Below are 19,579 nucleotides of genomic sequence, written 5' to 3' on the forward strand. Positions count from 1 at the left end.
CGGCGGGTATCCGATCCATCGGATACCCGCCGTTCGCTGTCACATCAGCTTGGTCGACTGCAGCATGCCTTCCATCGTCTTGTTCAGACCGATGAGGGGCTTGCGCAGCGCGAGCCCGAGCAGCAGCGCGGGAAGCACCAAGAACCACAGCCAGCCGAGCGCGATCCAGTAGTCGGCCCGGTATATGCCCGCCAGCGCGGCGCGAATCGCATCGATGGCATGGGTCGCGGGCAGGAATGGGCTGGCGTTCTGGAACCACTGCGGCAGCAGTTCGAGCGGGTATGCGCCGCCGGCGCCCGCCACCTGAATGACGAGCAGGAAGACGGCGAGCGCCTTCCCCGCGTCACTGAACGACACCACGAGGGTGTAGATCACGAAGGTGAACACCAGTGAGGTCGACCAGCCGACGAGCATGAACAAGAACGGATGAACCGGATCGAGCCCGACGATCAGGATGTTGCCGAGGAACACCAGGGTGCTCTGCAGGAAGCCGATGAGCGCGAAGATACCGTACCGGCCGAGGAACTGTTGGTTCAGGGTGAGCTCGGGGCCGCCGTCGTACGCCCGGGTCGGCGGCTCGACACGCAGCGTCACCGAGAGGAGCAGCGCACCGACCCAGAGCGAGAGCACCGTGTACAACGGGGCCATACCGGCTCCGAAGCTGACGACGGGGTAGACCGCGATACGGTCGAGACCGATCGGTTGCGCAAGGGCGGCGGCGAGTGTCGCTGGGTCGGACCCGATCACCTGGGCGAGCTTCTCGACGTCACCCGACGCCAAGGCGGCCGCGAGGTCGTCATGGACGACTTCGAACGCGTCGGCCGACGTCGCGAGAACCCCAGCGAGAGCACCCGTGTCGACGGCGGCCCGCTCGAGCATCGAGACAGAGCCCTGCGCGACACCGTCGACGAAGGAGAGGTCACCCGAGAGCGAACCGAACGAGGTGCCGAGCTCGGCGAGGGTCGCGCCGAGCGCATCGAGGAGCGGCAAGACGTCGGCCGTATAGACGTTCGCGGCGCGCGCGAGCGATGACCGCGCCTGCTCGACGTCGCCATCGAGTGCCGCGCGGCTCGACTGCGCCGCCACATTGCCCTCGCGAACATCGATCGCGGCCTGCGTCAAGCGCGACTGGACACCCTCGATGCGGGTGACGGTGACGTCGAGGTCTCGGAGCAGCGCGCGGAACTCAGGCTGCGACTCGGCCGGGATGTCGGGCTCGATCGCGGCGAAGGCGTCACGGAACTGTGTGGCCTCGGCCGCCAGCGCTCCCACATCCGCCGCGATCGTGTCGATCCCCGCGGCGGCGGAATCAGTCTCTGCGCCCATCCGGTCGAACAGGGTGTCGACGTCGGCCTGCACGCGCGCGAGGCGGTCGTCGGTCGCCGTGAACGCGCTCGAGAGCGCCGCCGTCGCATCGCTGATGGCGCGGCGCGCCCCAGCCGAGGCGTCGACGCCCTGCCGAATGGCGCCCGTCGCCGAGGTGAACTCCGACTCCACAGCTCCGAGGAGGTTGAGCGAGCCTTGGGCCAGGGGAACCGACGACGCGACGAGCGACGAGAAGATGCCGGCGGTGCCCGACGCCGATCTCAGCTGCGTGCTGATCGCCCCGATCTGCGTCTCGAGTGCCTGGAACGTCGCTTGCGACTGCGGGTCGTCGAGAGAGGAGGCGAGCGACGACAGGATGGCGAGCGCGACGGTGTCGAGCTCTTGGGTGAATTCGGCGTTGATCTTCGCCGACAGGTCGTCGGCACCCTCGCTCGTGATGAGCGGTGCGAGGGGGTTCGACTTGTCGTTGGTGTAGTAATCGATCTGCGTCTGCGGGGAGCCCGCTGCGTAGAACGTGAGCATACGTTCGCTGAAGTCGGCGGGCAGCACCATCGCGGCGTAGTACTCGCCCGACTCGGTGCCGGCGACAGCATCCGCTTTCGACGTGATGATCCAGTCCATCTGGTCGTTCGCCCGCAGATTCGACTCGACCATACTGCCGACGTTGATGTGCAGCGGGACGAGCGTGCTCGTGTACCCCTCGTCGATGCTCGCGACGGCGACCTTCAGGTTCTTGGTGTTGTCGAAGGGCTCCCAACTGGCGATCACGTTGAACCATGTGAAGACCGACGGGATGATGACGAGACCGCACAGGACGATGACCGACATCACGTTCCGTGTGGCGCGGCGGAGGTCTTCGCGGAAGAGCTGCCAGATGCCGTTCATCGCTGCGCCTCCGTCTCGGCCAGTTCGCGCCGGAGCTCAGCCTCGGGCATGTTGCCGACCTCCGTCGACAACCGCAGGCTGTACCGCATGTACTCGAGCGCGATGAGCGCTCCGAACACGATGAGCAACCAGAGCACCCACCAGCCGACGAGCGCGGTCTTGATGTCGGGCACGAGCGCCGAGAGGGTGAACAGCAGGCCGATCCCGATCACCCCGATGACGATGATCGCCGCGCGCACCTTGCGGTACGAGCGCGCGAACGGGAGGACCCGCCTCGAGAGTCGCTCTTGGTAGCTGGCCCGGTTTGCCAGCGCGGCGAGCAGGTGGTTGAGGCGGTATCCGCGACCGGGCGGCGTCACTTCCTCATTGGTGAACAGCTCGGTGGCGCCGACCTGCTGGGTGAAGAGCCTCGTGAGATTCGAGACGCCGTTACGCAGCACGAGCCCGAGGAAGAACGCGAGGCCGGTGAAGAGCAGCAGCACGCCGAGATAGCGCCAATAGGCGAACCCGGCGAAGCCACTGATGACCTCGCGCATCGCATCGATGCCGTACGTGAACGGGAAGAACGGGTAGAGAGTCTGGAAGAACGGCGGCATCAGCTCGATCGGGTAGATGCCCGATGCTCCCGGGATCTGCATGATGACGAGGATGACGCAGAGCCCCTTTCCGATGTATCCGAACGTGACAGAGAGCGCGTAGATGATGCTGAGATACGCGAGCCCGATCAACACCGGGGTGACGACGAACGCGAAGGCGTTGACGTGTTGCACGCCGATGATGAGGTTGCCGATGCTCAGGACGATGGCCTGCATGACCGCGATCGTCGCGAACAACAGCCAGCGCCCCATGTAGGCCTGCCGTTCGGTGAGCTTCGGAATTCCTTCCCTATCAACCTCGAGCTTCAGGATGACGACCAAGACGAAGGCGCCGATCCACAGAGAGAGGTTGATGAACAGCGACCCCATGAGAGACCCGTAGGAGTTCGTCGGGAACAGGGTGATCTGCTTCACCACCACGGGCATCGACATGAACTGAGCGATCTGATCGGCGTCGAGTGAGGTCAGTTCGGTGAGTTGCTGCCACGCCGCGGCGCCGCTCAATGCGCGCAGGTCGGTGATGGCGGTGCCCATGTCACCCTGGAGCGCGCCGAGGTCGCCGTCCAGCACGATGAGTGCCGCCGACGTCGCCTCGAGCTGGTCGTCGAGCCCGCCGATGAGCTGCCGGCTCTCGGTGAGGATCGCCCGCTGGGTGTCGAGGGTGGCCGATAGCGACCGCGTCACAGCGTTCAGCTCGGCCATCGAGCGCTGCATCGCGGGCACGTGCGTCGTCAGGGCGGAATTCATCGTCTGAACGGCGTTCGCGGCCTCCTGGAACGCGGCGTTCACCCGGTCGGCGGCACCCTGGAGTGCGGCCCCGCCGTCACTTAGACCCTGATCGGCGAGGTCGAGCGCGGCGACGGCTCCATCGAGTTGTGCAGAGACCACGTCGAGGTCGGCGAGCAGGGAATCGCGCACGGCGGGGTCGAGGGGAAGGTTCGGGTCTTCGAGGAACAAACGCACTCCCGCGATCGAGGCCGTGCTGTCGTCGATCGACGCGATCTGCGTCTGGATGCGGGACTTCGCCAGGTCGAGCCCCTGCGCGACGCTGCCGATCGCCGTCTGCGCTGCGGCACTCGCCGACGACAGGCGCGACGCACTGTCGACCGACGCGCTCATCGCGGCGGCGGTCAGGTCGAGAAGTTGCGTCTGTGCCCGATCGGCGAGGGCGCTCGCCTCGGCGAGCACCACGCTCAGATCGCCGAACGCCGTCTCCATGTCGAGCAGGGTGTTCTGCGCCGAGGCCAGCCCGCCTCGCGTCGAGTCGATGTCGGTCTGCAGCGTCAGGAGGTACGACCGTGTCTCGGCGACCCGTTCGGCGGCGAGATCGAGCTGGCCGATCGTGCGCGCCTGGCTGCGCGCCAGATCGTCCTCGACCGTCTCGCTTCCCTGACGGATCGCGTCGACCGCCGAGGAGGCGACCTGCTCGGTGAAGGCGTCGATCATCTGCGTCTGGACCGTCGTCGCGCCGGTGTCGGTGATCTCGGGCGCGACACCGTTCAACTTCTCGTTGACGTAGTACTCGAGCTTCGGCTGCGTGAAGTCGCCCGTGGTAATGCTGAGGAGGTCACTGCTGAACGAGGCGGGTACGACGAATGCGGCGTAGCTGTTACCGCTCTTCAGCGACTCCATCGCCTCGGACTCTGACAGGAACTGCCAGCCGAGGTCGTCGTTGTCCTTCAGTTGGGCGACGAGCTGATCACCGACGTTGAGGTCGCCGGTCAGCGACGAGTACGCGCCCTCGTCGAGATTGACGACGGCGATCGGCAGGTTCTTCGTGTTGTCGAACGGGTTCCAGAACGCCACGATGTTGAGCCAGGCGTAGAGCGACGGAGTGATGAGCGCACCGCCGATGATGACCCACGCGAGCGGCACCGTGCTGAGCCGCTTGAGGTCTCGGGTGAAGACCCGCCAGACATTCCGCATAGGGGTTCCTCTCGCGAGCATCCGCTTGCCCGCACGCGTCTGAACTGAGCAATCGGGTGAAGCGGCCACCGTCGACGGCGCAACGATATCGAGAACCGAGGCAATTTCTCGTGGCAGACGGGCCTCACGAGGCATTGATCACCCTCGAATTCACCCGAGCACCATCCTCGGGCGATCGGCGGATGAGTGCTTCGCAGAACGAGAAAACCCCCGCCTTCGGGCGGGGGTTTCAGTGCGGAGACGAGGGGATTTGAACCCCTGGTCCCCTTACGGGGACTCCACCTTAGCAGGGTGGTGCACTCGGCCGGACTATGCGACGTCTCCAAGCAATCTCGCGATCGCCTCAGTCATCATAACCGCACACGCGCCGAAGTCACGATTCGGGGATGACGCGAGCTCGCGTCATCCGCCCACCGACCTACTGGTCGGCGAACGTGCGGCCCGACGAGCAGCGCGACTCGGCGGCGGTCATGCCGTAGACGTCGGAGGGCAGCGCCTCGACGGTCGGAGCAGCGGGGTCGACGGGGGCCTCGGTCTCGACGGGAGCCTCGGGGTCGACCGGAGCCTCGGGCTCGACGGGGGCCTCGGTAACGGGCTGGTTCGCGTCGGGCACGGTTCCGAACGAGACGTTGTTCTGCGCCTCGGCGTCGAAGACGACCGGGCGGTCCTCTTGCAGCGCGAGGTTGATGATCTGGGCCGACTCGACCGGAACGACGCCGTCGCCCGAGTACGCGGTCGGGTACTGCACGAACGCGATCTGGCTCAGGTCGGTGTCTTTCAGGGCCTTCGCGATCGAGACGAGGTTCACGACGCTGCCGAGGCTGTCGGAGAACGTCATGTTCGCGAGCGCGACCTTCGCGATGCCGAAGAGCTTGACGGGGTCGGTGAGAGTGCCGTCGCTCTGCAGCGTGCGCGCGAGCGACGACATGTAGACCTGCTGGTTCGAGATGCGACCGAGGTCGCTGCCGTCGCCGACGCCGTGACGCGTGCGCAGGAACTGCAGGGCCTGCAGACCCGTGAGCGAATGCGTTCCGGGGTCGAGGTAGGTGTCGGTGTGGTCGTCCTCGATGCGCTCGGCGACACAGACCTCGACGCCGCCGACGGCCGTCGCGAGGTTCGCGACACCGTTGAACTGCACCACGCCCGCGAACGGGATCGTGAGGCCGGTGAGGTCTTCGACGGTCTTCACGACGCACGCCATGCCGCCGCGACCGAGGGTCGAGTTGATCTTGCCGTTGTAGGCCGAGAGTTCCTCGCCCGTCTGCGGGTCGGTGCACTCGGGCACGTCGACGTACATGTCACGGGGGAAGCTCACGACGGCCGCGTGCGAGTGGTCCTCGGCGATGTGCAGCAGCATCGTCACGTCGTTGAGAGTGCCCTCTTCGTCTTCGCCGTAGCCGTCGCCCTGGCCTTCGCGGCTGTCGCTGCCGATGACGAGGAGGTTCACTCCGCCATCGATCGCACCGACATCGGGCAGACCCTCGAGCACCGACTCGTTGCCGAGCGTGACCGACGGCTTGATCGTCTGCGAGAGGTCCCAGACCGCGTACGCCGCGATCGAGACGCCGCTCACAGCGATGACACCGACGACGGCCGTGGCGACCTTCGCGATGGTGCGCCAGGGCGACGACTTCTCGAGTCGGCCGTGCCGCGCCATGGAGGGCGATTTCGCCGCTCGACGTGAGGTGTGACGCAGGTCGCCTGCCACTCGATTCCTCTCGGTCTACGTCAATCAGTGCGGAGGGCGTGGGATTCGAACCCACGAGACATTTCTGCCCACTGGTTTTCAAGACCAGCTCCATCGGCCGCTCGGACAGCCCTCCTTGCACGCACGAAAGAGTGCGCGCACCGGAAGATTCTACCGATAGGCGTCATTCCAGACTGACAGACCACCCTGAGAGAGCACCTGATGAGGGCGGAGAAGAAGGCGTGAGGCCTCAGTCGATCGAGTCGAGCACCGTGACGAGACCGTCGTGCTCGACATCTCCCGTCGCCTCGCCCGCGGCATCCTTCACCTCGGCGGGAGCCTGCCCCATGGCGACGGGGCGTCCGGCGGCGCGCGCCCACGTGAACATCTCGATGTCGTTGCGGCCGTCGCCGACGGCGACGACGCGGTCGAGCTCGATGCCGAGCCACGAACGCACACGCTCGAGGGCCGTCGCCTTGTTGACGCCCTCGGGCGCGATGTCGAGCCACGCCGTCCACCCGATCGCGTAGCTCACCTGGTGGAGGCCCATCTCGTCGACGAGCGCGAGGAAGTCGTCGAGTTCGTGGTCGGGCGAGACGACGACGACACGTGTCGCTTCGACGCCGAAGAGTTCGGCGAACTCGACCTGGTGGGCGTTCGTCAGGTTCCAGTCCTGCATGCCCTCGGTGTAGAGGCGGTAGCCGAAGGCGTCCTCGACCATGAAGCGGCCCTCGGGCAGGAACGAGCGGATGCGGGCGAGCACGGGCTCGGGGTCGAACGTCTCGATGTACTCGCGCACGTACCCGTGATCGTCGGCCTCGCCCGGCTCGGCGCGCCGCATGGTCATGGCGCCGTTGGCGCACACCACGTAGCGGGGCTCGATCTCGAGCTTCTCGAGGATGGGGTGGGTCGTCTCCCACGAGCGACCCGTCGCGAGCGTCACCTCGTGGCCGAGGTCGCGCACGCGCTGCACGGCATCGATGACGGCGAGACTCAGGGTCTCGTCTTCGTGGATGACGGTTCCATCGATGTCGAGAGCGACGAGCTTCCTGTCAGCGCGGCGCTCCGCCGTCGTCATCCGTTCGCCTCGCGCCCCAGGGGTTCGAGCACCTCGAGGCCGCCGAGGTACGGGCGCAGCGCCTCGGGCACGACGACCGAGCCGTCGGCCTGCTGGTGCGTCTCGAGGATCGCGACGAGCCACCGCGTCGTCGCGAGGGTTCCGTTGAGGGTCGCGACGGGAGCGGTCTTGCCGCCCTCACCGCGGTGACGGATCTCGAGGCGACGGGCCTGGTAGGTCGTGCAGTTCGAGGTCGACGTGAGCTCGCGGTACGCGCCCTGCGTCGGCACCCACGCCTCGACGTCGAACTTGCGCGCGGCGCTCGAGCCGAGGTCGCCGGCCGCCGTGTCGATGACGCGGTAGCTGAGACCCAGGTCTTGCAGCATGCCCTCCTGCCAGCCGAGCAGGCGGGCGTGCTCGGCCTCGGCCTCGTCGGCCGCGACGATCGAGAACATCTCGAGCTTGTTGAACTGGTGCACGCGGATGATTCCGCGGGTGTCCTTGCCGTGGCTGCCGGCCTCTCGCCGGTAGCACGTCGACCAGCCGGCGTAGCGCAGCGGGCCCTTCGAGAGGTCGAGGATCTCGTCGGAGTGGTACCCGGCGAGCGCGACCTCGCTCGTGCCCGTGAGGTAGAGCTCATCGGCGGGCAGGTAGTAGACCTCGTCGGCGTGCGCGCCGAGGAAGCCCGTGCCCTGCATGATCTCGGGCTTCACGAGCGTCGGCGGGATGAGCGGGGTGAACCCGGCGGCGATCGCCCGGTCGAGGCCCATGTTCATGATCGCGAGCTCGAGGCGCGCGCCGATGCCGACGAGGTAGTGGAAGCGGGCACCCGAGACCTTGGCGCCGCGCGCCATGTCGATGGCTCCGAGGAGCTCGCCGATCTCGAGGTGGTCGCGCGGCTCGAAGTCGAACGTCGGCATGCCGCCGACCTCCTTGAGCGTCACGAAGTCGTCTTCGCCACCCGCGGGAACACCGTCAACGACGATGTTGCCGATGCGTCGCACGATCTCGTCGAAGGCGACGCCGGCCTCGTTGGCGGCCTGGTTCGCCTCCTTCACGCGTGCGGCGAGCTGCTGCACCTCGGCGACGAGCGCCTTCTTCTCGTCGGGCGCCGCTTGGGCGACCCGCTTACCGAAGAGGTTCTGCTCGGCGCGCAGCGACTCGAACGTCGCGAGCGCGTGACGCTTGGCTGCATCTGCGGCGAGAGCCTCGTCGACGAGAGCCGTCGATTCCCCTCTCGCTTCTTGGGAACGCTTGACGCGCTCAGGATCATCGCGGAGGAGTACGGGATCGATCACCCGGTCAGTCTACTTAAAGCCACTACGGTGAGAGCGTGAGCGCAGCAGAGGCACCGGGGGAACCGGCTTCGGGCGCGGCCCGGAAGCGCGCCGCCATCATCTTCAACCCGACGAAGCAGGGCATCGCCGAGCTCCGCACCGCGGTCGCCGCCGTCGAGAAGAGCGCCGGGTGGGCTGAGTCGGTCTGGATCGAGACCGCCGCCGACGACCCCGGCAAGGGGATGGCGCGCGACGCCCTCACCTCGGGAGTCGACCTCGTCATCGCCGCGGGCGGCGACGGCACCGTGCGCTCGGTCGCCGCCGGACTTCGCGACAGCGGGATGCCTCTCGGACTCGTTCCCCAGGGAACCGGCAACCTGCTCGCGCGAAATCTCGGCATCCCCGTCAACGACCAGACGGCGGCGCTGCGCATCGCGTTCAGCGACTCCGAACGCTCGATCGACGTCATCACCGTCGCGGTCACGCGCGAGGGCGGCGCGACCGAGCAGCACGTCTCGCTCGTCATGGCGGGAGTCGGCTTCGACGCCGACATGATCTCCAACACGAATTCCGACCTCAAGAAGCGCGTCGGCTGGCTCGCCTACGTGGATGCCGGCCTGCGCGTACTTCCCGCATCGAAGCCGTTCCGCGTCTTCTACCGCGTCGACAGCGAGCAGTCACGCCGGGCACGCGTATCGACGGTGCTCGTCGCGAACCTCGGCCTGCTGCCCGGCAACATCGAGCTGATCCCCGACGCGTCGATCGACGACGAACGCCTCGACATCGCGATCCTGCAGCCCCGCGGAGCCTTCGGCTGGCTGCGCGTCTTCCGACGGGTCGCCGTGCAGAACCAACTGAGCAAGAGCGAGATCGGTCGCCGCTGGGTCGAACTCACGGGCGGCAAGAAGCGCAACGAGGTCATCTACCTCCGCGGACGCCGCGTGAGCGTCGAGATCGACAAGCCGCAGCAGTTCGAGATCGACGGAGACGACTTCGGCGCGATCACCACCGCCGTCTTCGAGGTCGACCCCGGCGGTCTCGTCGTGCGCGTCCCCTCCCCGTAGGTCCGCCGGCGACGGATGACGCGGGCGTGCGTCATCCCCTCTCCTCGCGCACCTCGCACCCCGCACCCTCTTTCCTCCTCGCACCCCTCTTTCCCCTCGCAGGAGTACCGCTCGCGCGCGAGAGTGCCACGCGAACGGCACTCACGCGCGCCAGCGGCACTCCGCCGGGACGAAGACTCCGCGGGGATGACGCGGGCGCGCGCATGAATAAGGTGCGAACGCCGGGCGGATGACGCGGGCGCGCGACATCCCCCACACCTCCCCCACCCGCAGGAGTGCCGTTCGTGCGCGGGAGTGCTACGCGAACGGCACTCACACGCGACAGCGGCACTCCGCCGGGACGAAGACTCCGCGGGGATGACGCGGGCGCACGCATGAGCAAAGTGCGAACGCCGGAAGGATGACGCGAGCGCGCGACATCCCCCACCCCTCCCCCCCTCGCAGGAGTGCCGCTCGCGCGCGAGAGTGCCACGCGAACGGCACTCGCGCGCGATACCGGCACTCCGCCGGGGAGGTGCAGGCGCGAGTGGGTCGGAAGATGCGGAGAGAGTAGGGGTCAGAAAGCGCGAGCTCAGATGTCGAGGACGATCTTTCCGCGGACGTGGCCGTTCTGGCTGAGTGACTGCGCGTCGGCGGCCTGATCGAGCAGGAAGCGCGCGGCGATCTCGATGTCGACGCGACCCTCGGCGGCGAGTTCGGCGGTGACTCCGACAGCCTCGTGTCGCCACGCCTGCTCTTCGTCGGTGAGCGGCTCGGGGCTTCCGCCCGACCACGCACGAATGCCCCAGTCGGCGGCGCGCGCACCCTGCACGATCGTGCCGATGCGGTTGCGGTCCTCGACGAGCTCGAGCGACGACTCGATCGCCTCGTCGGTGCCGGCGGCATCGAGAGCGACGGTCACGCCCTGCGGCGCCGCCTCACGGACGCGCTCGGTGAGCCCGTCGCCGTAGACGACGGGCACGGCGCCGAGTTCACGAAGACGCTCGTGGTTCGCCTCGCTCGCGGTCGCGATCGTCTTCGCTCCCCAGAGCTTCGCGAACTGGATGGCGGCCTGGCCGACGCCACCGGCACCGCCGTGGAGCAGGAGCGTGTCGCCCTCGCCGACGCCGAGCGACTTGAGCGCCTGGTACGCGGTGCCCCACGCGACGCCGATCGCGGCTGCCTGTTCCCAGCCGAGGCCGGCCGGCTTCGGGGTGAGCTTGTCGGGCGTCGTCACGACGTGAGTCGCGTAAGCGCCGTTCGCACCGGTGATGATGACGTGATCGCCGACCGAGACGCCCTCGACGCGCTTGCCGATCGATTCGACGACTCCGGCGGCGTCGGAGCCGACGCGGCGCGGCTCCTCGATGGGCGGCGACGGGCGGATCGCGGAGCGCAGCTTCCAGTCGATGGGGTTGACGCTCGCGGCGCGCACGGCGACGACGACCTCGCGCTTGCCCGCGACGGGGTCGGGGAACTCGATGAGCTGGAGGACCTCGGGCCCTCCGAACTCGGTGTAGACGACGGCATGAGCCATGGCGTTCTCCTCACGTTCTCGACCAGTCTGCACCGACCGGGCGGTTTACGGCGTCGGGTTGCGGGCCGCGTCGGAGAGTCGGTATACGCGCTGAGCGGTGCGGAACGCGATGTCGTCACGCTCCCCCGGCGAGAGCGGGTCGAGCGCGACGGCGGCCCACTCGTCGCTCGTGAGCCCTGCGGCCCCGACCGCCGAGACCGGCCAGTCGCTGCCGAACATCGTGCGGCTCGGCCCGAATGCCGTGAGCACCGCGTCGATCCACGGGCTGTACTCGTGCGCCTCGAACGCCTGCGGCGCTTCGGCGGGCAGCCCCGAGAGCTTGACGCTCACGTTCGGCAGTACGGCGAGCGCGTCGAGGTTCGCGCGCCAGCGCCGGCCGGCGTCGCTCTGCGCTCCGTCGGCGAGAGGCGGCTTTCCGGCGTGGTCGAGCACGATCGAGAGGTCGGGATGACGGCGAGCGAGCCGCACGAGGGCATCGAGCTGCGGGTTCCGCACGCACGCGTCGAAGACGAGGTCGCGCTGAGAGACGAGGCGCAGACCGGCATCCCACTCGGCGGAATCGAACGCGGCGACCGGCTCGCCCTGCAGGAGCCGCCTGACGCCCACGACACCGGGAACGTCGGCGAGCGCGTCGAGGTCGCCCGCGACATCCGCCCCCCGCTCGAGCGCCGCGAACGCGACGATGCCGCGGAGAGCCGGCCAGTCGAGACCCGCGACCCAGCGCGCCTCGGCGAGCCCCTGCTCGGGCACGCAGTCGGCCTGCACGAAGACGAAGCCCGTCGCCCGCGTGGCTCCCGCGGCGAGGTCGACCGGCAGCCGCGGCACGCCGAGTTCGGGTTCGTCGTCGAGCCACGGGTAGCGGAGCACCGCCCGATCCCACACGTGCACGTGGGCGTCGATGAGAGTCACGGTCAGACCCGCGCGCCCGCCCAGTACGAACCCTCGGGGAACGCGAACTCGGCGAGCGACGACTCGTGCATCTCGGCAGAGTAGCCGGGAAGGCTCGGCACGCGGTAGGCGCCGTTCTCGACGATGCAGGGGTCGACGAAGTGCTCGTGCAGGTGGTCGACGAACTCGGTGACGCGGTTCTCGAGCGACCCCGACACGGCGACGTAGTCGAAGATCGACAGGTGCTGCACGAGTTCGCAGAGGCCCACGCCGCCGGCGTGCGGGCACACGGGCACGCCGAACTTCTTCGCCATGAGGTACACCGAGAGGATCTCGTTGATGCTCGCGAGGCGTGCCGAGTCGAGCTGGCAGAAGTCGATGGCTCCGGCCTGGAACATCTGCTTGAAGAGCACGCGGTTCATGCCGTGCTCGCCTGTCGCGACGCCGATGGGCGCGACGGCCTTCCGGATCGCGGCGTGACCGAGCACGTCGTCGGGGCTCGTCGGCTCCTCGATCCACATCGGACGGAACTCGGCGAGGGCGGTGACCCACTCGATCGCCTCGGGCACGTCCCACACCTGGTTGGCGTCGATCATGAGGTTCGCGTCGGGGCCGATGACCTCGCGCGCGATGCGACAACGTCGGATGTCTTCCTCGAGGTTCGCGCCGACCTTGAGCTTGATGTGGCGGTAGCCCTCGTCGACGGCTTCCTGCGCGAGGCGGCGCAGCTTGTCGTCGGAGTAACCGAGCCAGCCCGCGCTCGTCGTGTAGCAGGGGTAGCCGGTCTGCTCGAGTTCGGCGATGCGCTCGGCACGCGTCGGCGCGAGCTCGGCGAGGATGCCGATCGCCTCCTCGCGCGTGATGGCGTCGGTCAGGTACTGCAGGTCGGCGACGTCGACGAGCTGCTCGGGCGTCATGTCGGCGAGCAGGCGCCACAGCGGCTTGCCCGCGCGGCGCGCGGCCATGTCCCACACGGCGTTCATGACGGCGGCCATCGCGAGGTGTTCGACGCCCTTCTCGGGGCCGAGCCAGCGCAGTTGCGAGTCGCTCTTGAGTTCGCGGTAGATCGCGCCGAGGTCGCCCGTGATCTCGGCGACGTCGCGGCCGATGAGCGGCAGCGCGCGCTGTTCGGCGGCGAGCACGCAGATGTCGTTGCCGCGACCGATCGTGAAGGTGAAGCCGTACCCCGAGAGCTCGGGGTCGTCGGTGCGCAGGATGACGTAGGCGGCGGAGTAGTCGCCGTCCTTGTTCATCGCGTCGGAGCCGTCGGCGGTGAGCGACGTGGGGAACCGGACGTCGACGACGTCGACGGAGGTGATGGTGGTCATGGGCGCATCCTTCGAGCGTGATTCATCCGACTAATCGAGTCAGTGCGAGGCTAGGCGAGAGGTCGGATGACTGTCAATCCAGGCATCCGTGCACTCACGCTTCCCGAGAGGTCGGATCAGTGGCCCGCGGGGATGAGTCCACGATCGGCGAGGTCGACCCACAGGGCGTCCGGCACGGCCGCGGTCGCGTAGCGGATCGTCGACGCGACGTGATGCGGCTTCCCGACGCCGACCGTCGCGTTGACGACGAGCGGATGACGCAGCGCGAACTGCACCGCGGCATGGGGCAGTTCGACGTCGTGGGCGGCGCAGACGGCGGCGAGTTCACGCGCGCGAGCGAGCACGTCGGCGGGCACGGGCCCGTAGTTGTAGTGCGCGTCGGCGCTCGGCGTCGACGTCGCGAGAAGCCCGGAGTTGTAGACGCCGACGGCGACGACCCCCGTACCGTGGCGCTCGGCCGCGGGGAAGACGTCGGCGAGGGCCGGCTGCTCGAGGAGCGTGTAACGGCCGGCGACCATCGCGAGGTCGAGGTCGCCCGTCTCGATGAAGCGCGCGATGACGTCGGCGGAGTTCGCTCCGACGCCGATCGCTCCGACGATTCCCTCGTCGCGCAGGGCGACGAGCGCCGGCAGGGCTTCGGCGATCGCCTGCTCGAGGTGGTCGTCGGGGTCGTGCACGTAGACGATGTCGACACGGTCGAGGCCGAGCCGTTCGAGCGACTCGTCGAGGCTGCGGCGCACACCGTCGGCGGAGAAGTCCCAGCGTCGGACGCGATCGGCGGGCACGACGAAGCCGTCGTCGAGCGCGCCGTCGGGGTTCGCGACCGGCTCGAGCACGCGACCGATCTTCGTCGAGATCACGTACTCGTCGCGGGGCCGCTCGGCGAGGGCCGCGCCGAGGCGCCGCTCCGAGAGGCCGAGCCCGTAGTGCGGCGCGGTGTCGAAGTAGCGCACGCCCCCGTCCCACATGCCGTCGACGACCGCGCGCGCCGAGTCATCGTCGATCGCGCGGTAGAGGTTGCCGAGAGGGGCTGCGCCGAGGCCCAGGGCACCCAGCGAGGCACGGTCGAAGGGCGGAACGGTCGAGCGGGTCATCGGTGCTCCCTGGGTCGAAAGGTCGGACCTATTGTAGGAGTTCGGGCTCGGATCGACACCTGCCCCTGTCGTCACGACCTCCGGTAGCGCAGCGTGACGATCTCGAAGGCGCGCAGCTCGAGCTCGACGCGGCTCGCGTCGCCCGGCACGGCCGCCTCTCCGACGGGTCGCTCGAGCAGGTCGACGATCGTGGCCTCCGCGACATCCGCATCGACCTCGATGGCGACCCGTCGCCGCCCGCCGCTCGACTCGTAGAGCCGCACGACGAGATCACCGCTGCGATCCTCGGCGAGCTTGACCGTCTCGACGCGCACGGCGGGGTCGGAGACCCGGATGATCGGCGCCACCTCGCGCGCTCCGCGCCAGGATCGAACGGTGCCGTTCAGCCGATGACCCTCCTCGGCGGCATCCGTGAGGGTGCTCGCGGGGCGGATCGAGAATCGCAGCGTGTGCTCGCCCTGGTCCGACTCGGGGTCGGGAAAGGTCGGAGCCCGCAGCACCGAGAGACCGAGCCATGTCGTCGTGCCGCCGTCGGCGCGCGTCTCGCGCGTGACCGAGTGCCCGTACGTCGAGTCGTTCGCGACGGCGACGCCGTACCCCTCCTCGCCGACGTGGATCCAGCGCTGAGCCGTGAACTCGAAGCGCGCCTCGTCCCACGAGGTGTTGACGTGCGTCGGCCGATGGACGTGCCCGAACTGGATCTCGGACGTCGACCGCTCGGCGTGCACGTCGAGCGGGAACGTCAGCTTGAGCAGGCGGTGGCGTTCGCGCCAGTCGACCTCGACGGTGAGGTCGACGGCCGCGGCACCGGGGCGGAGTGCGAGCGACTGGATGACGGTCGAGGCGCCGAATCGTCGATGAACGCGCACGGTGGCGACGCCGTCGGCGACCGCGGCCTCGATGCTCTCGGCTTCGCGCAGGTCGAGTCCGTTGGCCCGGTAGTGCCGATCGATGTCCCAGGCATCCCACTTGTCGGGGAGGTCACGGTGGAGGCGCAGGAGTCCGGCCGACTCCCCCGGCGCGATAGCATCTCGACCGGACGCGTCGCGCAGCGAGACGATGAGGCCGGCGGTGTCGACGCCCACGTCGAGCACACCGTTCCGCAACCGCCATCCGTCGGCCGTCTCGGTGATCGTCGCCGCAGCGGCATCGCGCGACGCGACCCCGACGGCGAGCGCGTCGACGCCGGCGAGCGCGAGCGGGGCGGCGTTCGCGACGAGGTCGAGGTCACCCTCGCCGCTCAGTGCGGCGAGCGCCGTCTGCACGATCGCCTCGAGCTCCCGCGCGAGGCGCGCATGGTCCTCCTCGGCCTCGCGATGCACCCACGCGATCGAGCTGCCCGGCAGGATGTCGTGGAACTGCAGCAGCAACACCCGCTGCCAGACTCGCTCGAGCGCGTCGGCCGGATACGGCGTGCCCACCCGGATCGCCGCCGTCGCCGCCCACAGTTCGGCCTCGTGCAGCAGCTGCTCGCTGCGACGATTGCCCTGCTTCGTGCGCAACTGGCTCGTGAGTGTGCCGCGGTGCAGTTCGAGGTACATCTCGCCCGACCACACGGGCAGTTCCGGGTTCTCGTCGCGCGCGCGGCGGGCGAAGTCGGCGGGTGTGCCGAGCTCGATGCGTGGCGAGCCGTCGAGGTCGGCCTGACGATGCGCGGCGGCCACCATCTCACGCGTCGGTCCGCCGCCGCCGTCGCCCCAGCCGAAGGGAGCGAGCGACACCGTGCCCGTGTCGTGGTCACGGTAGGTGCGCTGTGCGTGCGCGAGCTCGGCCGGCGAGAGCTCGGCGTTGTACGTCTCGATGGGCGGAAAGTGCGTGAACACCCGCGTGCCGTCGATGCCCTCCCACCAGAACGAATGGTGCGGCATGGCGTTCGTCTGGTTCCACGAGATCTTCTGCGTCATGAACCAGTCCGATCCCGAGAGCCGGATGACCTGAGGGAGGGATGCCGTGTAGCCGAACGTGTCAGGCAGCCAGACCTCGCGCGTCTCGACCCCGAACTGCTCGAGGAAGAACCGTTTGCCGAGTACGAGCTGCCGCGCCGTAGCCTCACCGCTCGGCATGTTGGTGTCGGGTTCGACCCACTGCCCGCCGACGAGTACGAACTGGCCCGATGCGACCTTCTCGCGGATGCGCTCGAACAGGTCGGGGTAGCTCTCCTTCACCCACGCGAGCTGCTGCGCCGACGAGCACGCGAAGCGGAAGTCGGGGTGCTCGTCCATGAGGGCGACGACGTTCGAGAAGGTGCGCGCACACTTGCGCACCGTCTCGCGCACGGGCCAGAGCCACGCCGAGTCGATGTGCGCGTGACCCGTCGCGATGACGGTGTGCGCGCTCGCTGCGGCGGGTGCGGCGAGCGCGGGCGCGAGCAAGCGTCGCGCTGTGAGCGCCGAACCCGCGACGTCGTCGGGGTCGACCGCGTCGAGCATGCGGTCGAGGGCCGCTGCGAGCTGGGCCGTTCGCGGATGATCGGCGGGCAGTTCGTCGGCGAGGCCCGCGAGCACGGCGACGTCCTGCTGGAGCGCCCACACCTCGCGGTCGACGAGGGCGAGCTGCAGTTCGCGCAGGCGATACAGCGGCGCCTCGCCCGCCGTCGCCCGGTCGCCGAGCGGCGTCGTCACCCAGTGCGATTCGGGGTGGATGCCGGGGTTCGCGGCGAGCTCGAGATAGACGTCGATCTCGTCATCCTCGACCGGGAGGTAGGCGTTCCGCGGCGAAATGGCCTTGATGATCGTGCCGTCGGGTCGGAAGGCGAGGGCCTCGGCCTGGAATCCCGGAGCGAGACCGTCGAACCCGAGGTCGACGACGATCTCGGCGCGATGGCGCTCAGTCCGCACCCAGTCCGCGGGAACGCGTCCGCGCACATGCAGCCAGAGGGTGCTCCACGGCCGACCCCACTCCGTGCCGACCGCGAACGGCGAGAAGGGACGGGTGATGGCCGAGGCGAAGGGCACGGGTTCGCCCGGCACCTCCCACGCCTCGATGCGGAGCGGAGCGGTGCGCGCGCGGACGGCGCCGTCGAGGCTCTCGCCGACGAAGCGCGCGAGTCGATCGCGGGTGCGGTGCAGGGAGGTCACGGCGTCGCCCCTCCGATCGTGGGGTACGGGAACAACGGGTCGACGGTGTCGTGCGGCACGTCCTCACGCGACGCGCGCACGGCGTCCATCGAGCGGGGAATCTCGAACGGCAGTCGTCCGCGCGGCGGAACCGCCCCGCTGATCGCTGCGACGTACGCCTCGTCGCTCGACCCGAACGACCCCGTGACGACGGCGGCGAGCGGGACGAGGGGCGTGAGGATCGCGGGGCGCTCGAGCATGACGTCGACGACGACCGGCACGTGCTCGGCGATGCGCGCAAGACGGGCGATGAGCCCCGGCCGGAACTCGAGCGACCCCTGGTGGAAGAGCGACTCGAACAGCAGATCGTCGCGAGGGTCGTAGGGGGCGGCGAGGCGGATGACGGCGACATCCGCCTGCTCTGGGGTGTCGACGACGACGCCGAGACGCGCGGCAGCGGCCGCGGAGAGCCCCTCGACGTAGACGCGACGAGCCGGCTCGGGCGCGAGCGGCAGCGTGCCTGCGTCGTCGGTCAGCACGACGATCGACTCGGCCTGGGCGCGGAACCCCGCCGCGCGGTGCGCGTCGCTTCCGACGATCGCCTCGGCCGCGTCCTCATCGACGAAAGGGTCGTCGAACAGACCGAGCCGGAACTTCAGGTCGAGCAGGCGCCGCGCCGACTCGTCGATGCGCGCTTCGGAGACCCGACCCGTCTGCACGAGGTCGATGAGGAGCTCGACGCACTCCTCGCCGCCGAGCTGGTCGCATCCGGCGTCGAGGATCGTCAGGAGGCGGTCGGCGGGCGAGAGGTGTTCGACGCCCCATGCCTTCGCGGGCAGCACCTGACCCTGTGCGACGTTGTCGTTGACGAGTTCCCAGTCGGTGACGACGATGCCGTCGAACCCGAGCTCCTCGCGGAGCAGTTCGGTGACGATCTGACGGTTGTATCCGAAGCCGACGGCTTCGATCGGCCGGCCGTGACGCTCGAGCCCGACGGGCATGCCGTAGTACGGCATCATGCCCGCGGTGCCGCTCGCGATCGCGACGCGGAACGGCTCGAGGTGCGCGTCGAACGCCCCGCCCGGGTAGACCTGCTCGCGCCCGTACGGGAAATGCGCGTCCTCGCCGTCCTGCTGCGGGCCGCCGCCTGGGAAGTGCTTGGTGACGCACGCGACGGAGCCCGGCCCGAGGTCGTCCTGCTGGAAACCGCCGATGTACGCCGCGAGTGCGCGCGATGTGCGCCCGGGGTCGGCACCGAAGGTGTGCAGCTGTCGGCCCCACCGCGGCTCGGTCGCGAGGTCGACCTGCGGGTGCAGAGCGGCACGGATGCCGACGGCGACGTACTCCCGGCGCGCGATCTCAGCGAACTCGGCGATCGTCTCGTCGTCGAGCGCGGCGAGTCCGAGCGGCTCGGGCCACTGCGAGAACGACCCCGCCGTGAACGACGTGCCGGCGTTCTCGACGAACGCGTGACGCGGGTCGGTGCTGATCGTCACGGGGATGCCGTGCGGCGTCTCGGCGGCGAGACGTTGCAGAGCGTTCGCCCAGCGCGCTGCCTCGCGCGGCGATCCGAGGGCATGAACGTTGAAGTGATTCATCCGTTTGCCGAGCACGACGGTGCTCGTCGGCGATTTGCTGAGCGCACCCGGCGTCTCGAGGAGGGTGCCACCGGGCCCCGCCTCGATGACGGTGTGGAAGAGCAGACCGACCTTCTCGTCGAGGCTCAGGCGGCCCAGCAGATCGGCCGTCCGCTCGGCGGCTGTCAGTCGCGGGTCTTCGTAGGGGTCGAGTCGGCCGTTGCCGTTGAGGTCGCGCCAGACGAGGTCGGCGGGAGGGTGTGCGGGCACGTGTGTTCCTTGTGGTGAGGGTGCATCGAGCG

12 protein-coding genes and 2 tRNA genes are annotated in these 19,579 nt (G+C 69.0%); 1 reads left to right on the forward strand and 13 read right to left on the reverse strand.

From position 1 onward, the window contains the following. Window positions 1-39 precede the first annotated feature (39 nt). The 7 genes from BJ972_RS10030 to serS all read right to left on the reverse strand — a co-directional run bounded on the left by BJ972_RS10030 (window position 40) and on the right by serS (window position 8,775). Window positions 40-2,211, reverse strand: coding sequence for a YhgE/Pip domain-containing protein (locus BJ972_RS10030; protein ID WP_129172575.1), 2,172 nt, complete (start codon window positions 2,209-2,211; stop codon window positions 40-42). Beyond that, window positions 2,208-4,733 carry a YhgE/Pip domain-containing protein gene (locus BJ972_RS10035; protein WP_164989869.1) on the reverse strand — a complete coding sequence of 842 codons (2,526 nt, stop codon included), beginning with the start codon at window positions 4,731-4,733 and terminating at the stop codon, window positions 2,208-2,210. Before BJ972_RS10035 ends, BJ972_RS10030 begins: the two co-directional genes overlap by 4 nt. A 235-nt stretch (window positions 4,734-4,968) precedes the next feature. Continuing rightward, window positions 4,969-5,057 (reverse strand) — tRNA-Ser (locus BJ972_RS10040). 94 nt (window positions 5,058-5,151) lie between these two features. Then, window positions 5,152-6,390 carry an LCP family protein gene (locus BJ972_RS10045; RefSeq protein WP_129172573.1) on the reverse strand — a complete coding sequence of 413 codons (1,239 nt, stop codon included), beginning with the start codon at window positions 6,388-6,390 and terminating at the stop codon, window positions 5,152-5,154. A gap of 81 nt (window positions 6,391-6,471) precedes the next feature. Beyond that, window positions 6,472-6,556, reverse strand: a tRNA-Ser gene (locus BJ972_RS10050). A 114-nt stretch (window positions 6,557-6,670) separates the two neighbouring features. After that, a complete protein-coding gene (locus BJ972_RS10055; protein ID WP_129172572.1) occupies window positions 6,671-7,498 on the reverse strand; it encodes an HAD hydrolase family protein in 828 nt (275 codons plus the stop codon). Next, entirely contained in the window at window positions 7,495-8,775 is a 1,281-nt protein-coding gene (gene serS / locus BJ972_RS10060) for a serine--tRNA ligase (RefSeq protein WP_129172571.1), read from the reverse strand. The genes BJ972_RS10055 and serS overlap by 4 nt, the downstream gene beginning before the upstream one ends. A gap of 35 nt (window positions 8,776-8,810) precedes the next feature. Here serS and BJ972_RS17685 point away from each other — a divergent pair, with 35 nt between their 5' ends. Beyond that, a complete protein-coding gene (locus BJ972_RS17685; protein WP_129172570.1) occupies window positions 8,811-9,818 on the forward strand; it encodes a diacylglycerol/lipid kinase family protein in 1,008 nt (335 codons plus the stop codon). Window positions 9,819-10,389: 571 nt separating this feature from the next. Here BJ972_RS17685 and BJ972_RS10070 read toward each other — a convergent pair. The 6 genes from BJ972_RS10070 to BJ972_RS10095 form a co-directional block, all read right to left on the reverse strand. Then, window positions 10,390-11,334 carry an NADP-dependent oxidoreductase gene (locus BJ972_RS10070; protein ID WP_129172569.1) on the reverse strand — a complete coding sequence of 315 codons (945 nt, stop codon included), beginning with the start codon at window positions 11,332-11,334 and terminating at the stop codon, window positions 10,390-10,392. Between the two features lie 45 nt (window positions 11,335-11,379). Continuing rightward, complete coding sequence (locus tag BJ972_RS10075) at window positions 11,380-12,243, reverse strand: amidohydrolase family protein (protein WP_129172568.1); 864 nt, start codon at window positions 12,241-12,243, stop codon at window positions 11,380-11,382. A gap of 2 nt (window positions 12,244-12,245) precedes the next feature. Further along, the gene (locus BJ972_RS10080; RefSeq protein ID WP_129172567.1) at window positions 12,246-13,550 is read right to left on the reverse strand and encodes an L-fuconate dehydratase; all 1,305 of its coding nucleotides are present in this window, start codon (window positions 13,548-13,550) and stop codon (window positions 12,246-12,248) included. 116 nt (window positions 13,551-13,666) lie between these two features. Further along, window positions 13,667-14,644: an aldo/keto reductase gene (locus BJ972_RS10085; RefSeq protein ID WP_129172566.1), complete on the reverse strand. Its 978-nt coding sequence runs from the start codon at window positions 14,642-14,644 to the stop codon at window positions 13,667-13,669. Window positions 14,645-14,715: 71 nt separating this feature from the next. Then, complete coding sequence (locus tag BJ972_RS10090; protein WP_241830705.1) at window positions 14,716-17,721, reverse strand: alpha-mannosidase; 3,006 nt, start codon at window positions 17,719-17,721, stop codon at window positions 14,716-14,718. Further along, window positions 17,718-19,547 carry a glycoside hydrolase family 3 protein gene (locus tag BJ972_RS10095; RefSeq protein WP_129172565.1) on the reverse strand — a complete coding sequence of 610 codons (1,830 nt, stop codon included), beginning with the start codon at window positions 19,545-19,547 and terminating at the stop codon, window positions 17,718-17,720. The genes BJ972_RS10090 and BJ972_RS10095 overlap by 4 nt, the downstream gene beginning before the upstream one ends. Window positions 19,548-19,579 lie beyond the last annotated feature (32 nt).

The organism is Agromyces atrinae, assembly GCF_013407835.1.
In the GTDB taxonomy this organism is placed as follows: Bacteria; Actinomycetota; Actinomycetes; order Actinomycetales; family Microbacteriaceae; genus Agromyces; species Agromyces atrinae.

What these genes read in the sequence shown, in the direction of transcription:
- BJ972_RS10030 (WP_129172575.1), bottom strand. Translation starts at nt 2,211, where the DNA reads ATGAACGGCATCTGGCAGCTCTTCCGCGAAGACCTCCGCCGCGCCACA.
- BJ972_RS10035 (WP_164989869.1), bottom strand. Translation starts at nt 4,733, where the DNA reads ATGCGGAATGTCTGGCGGGTCTTCACCCGAGACCTCAAGCGGCTCAGC.
- BJ972_RS10045 (WP_129172573.1), bottom strand. Translation starts at nt 6,390, where the DNA reads ATGGCGCGGCACGGCCGACTCGAGAAGTCGTCGCCCTGGCGCACCATC.
- BJ972_RS10055 (WP_129172572.1), bottom strand. Translation starts at nt 7,498, where the DNA reads ATGACGACGGCGGAGCGCCGCGCTGACAGGAAGCTCGTCGCTCTCGAC.
- BJ972_RS10070 (WP_129172569.1), bottom strand. Translation starts at nt 11,334, where the DNA reads ATGGCTCATGCCGTCGTCTACACCGAGTTCGGAGGGCCCGAGGTCCTC.
- BJ972_RS10080 (WP_129172567.1), bottom strand. Translation starts at nt 13,550, where the DNA reads ATGACCACCATCACCTCCGTCGACGTCGTCGACGTCCGGTTCCCCACG.
- BJ972_RS10085 (WP_129172566.1), bottom strand. Translation starts at nt 14,644, where the DNA reads ATGACCCGCTCGACCGTTCCGCCCTTCGACCGTGCCTCGCTGGGTGCC.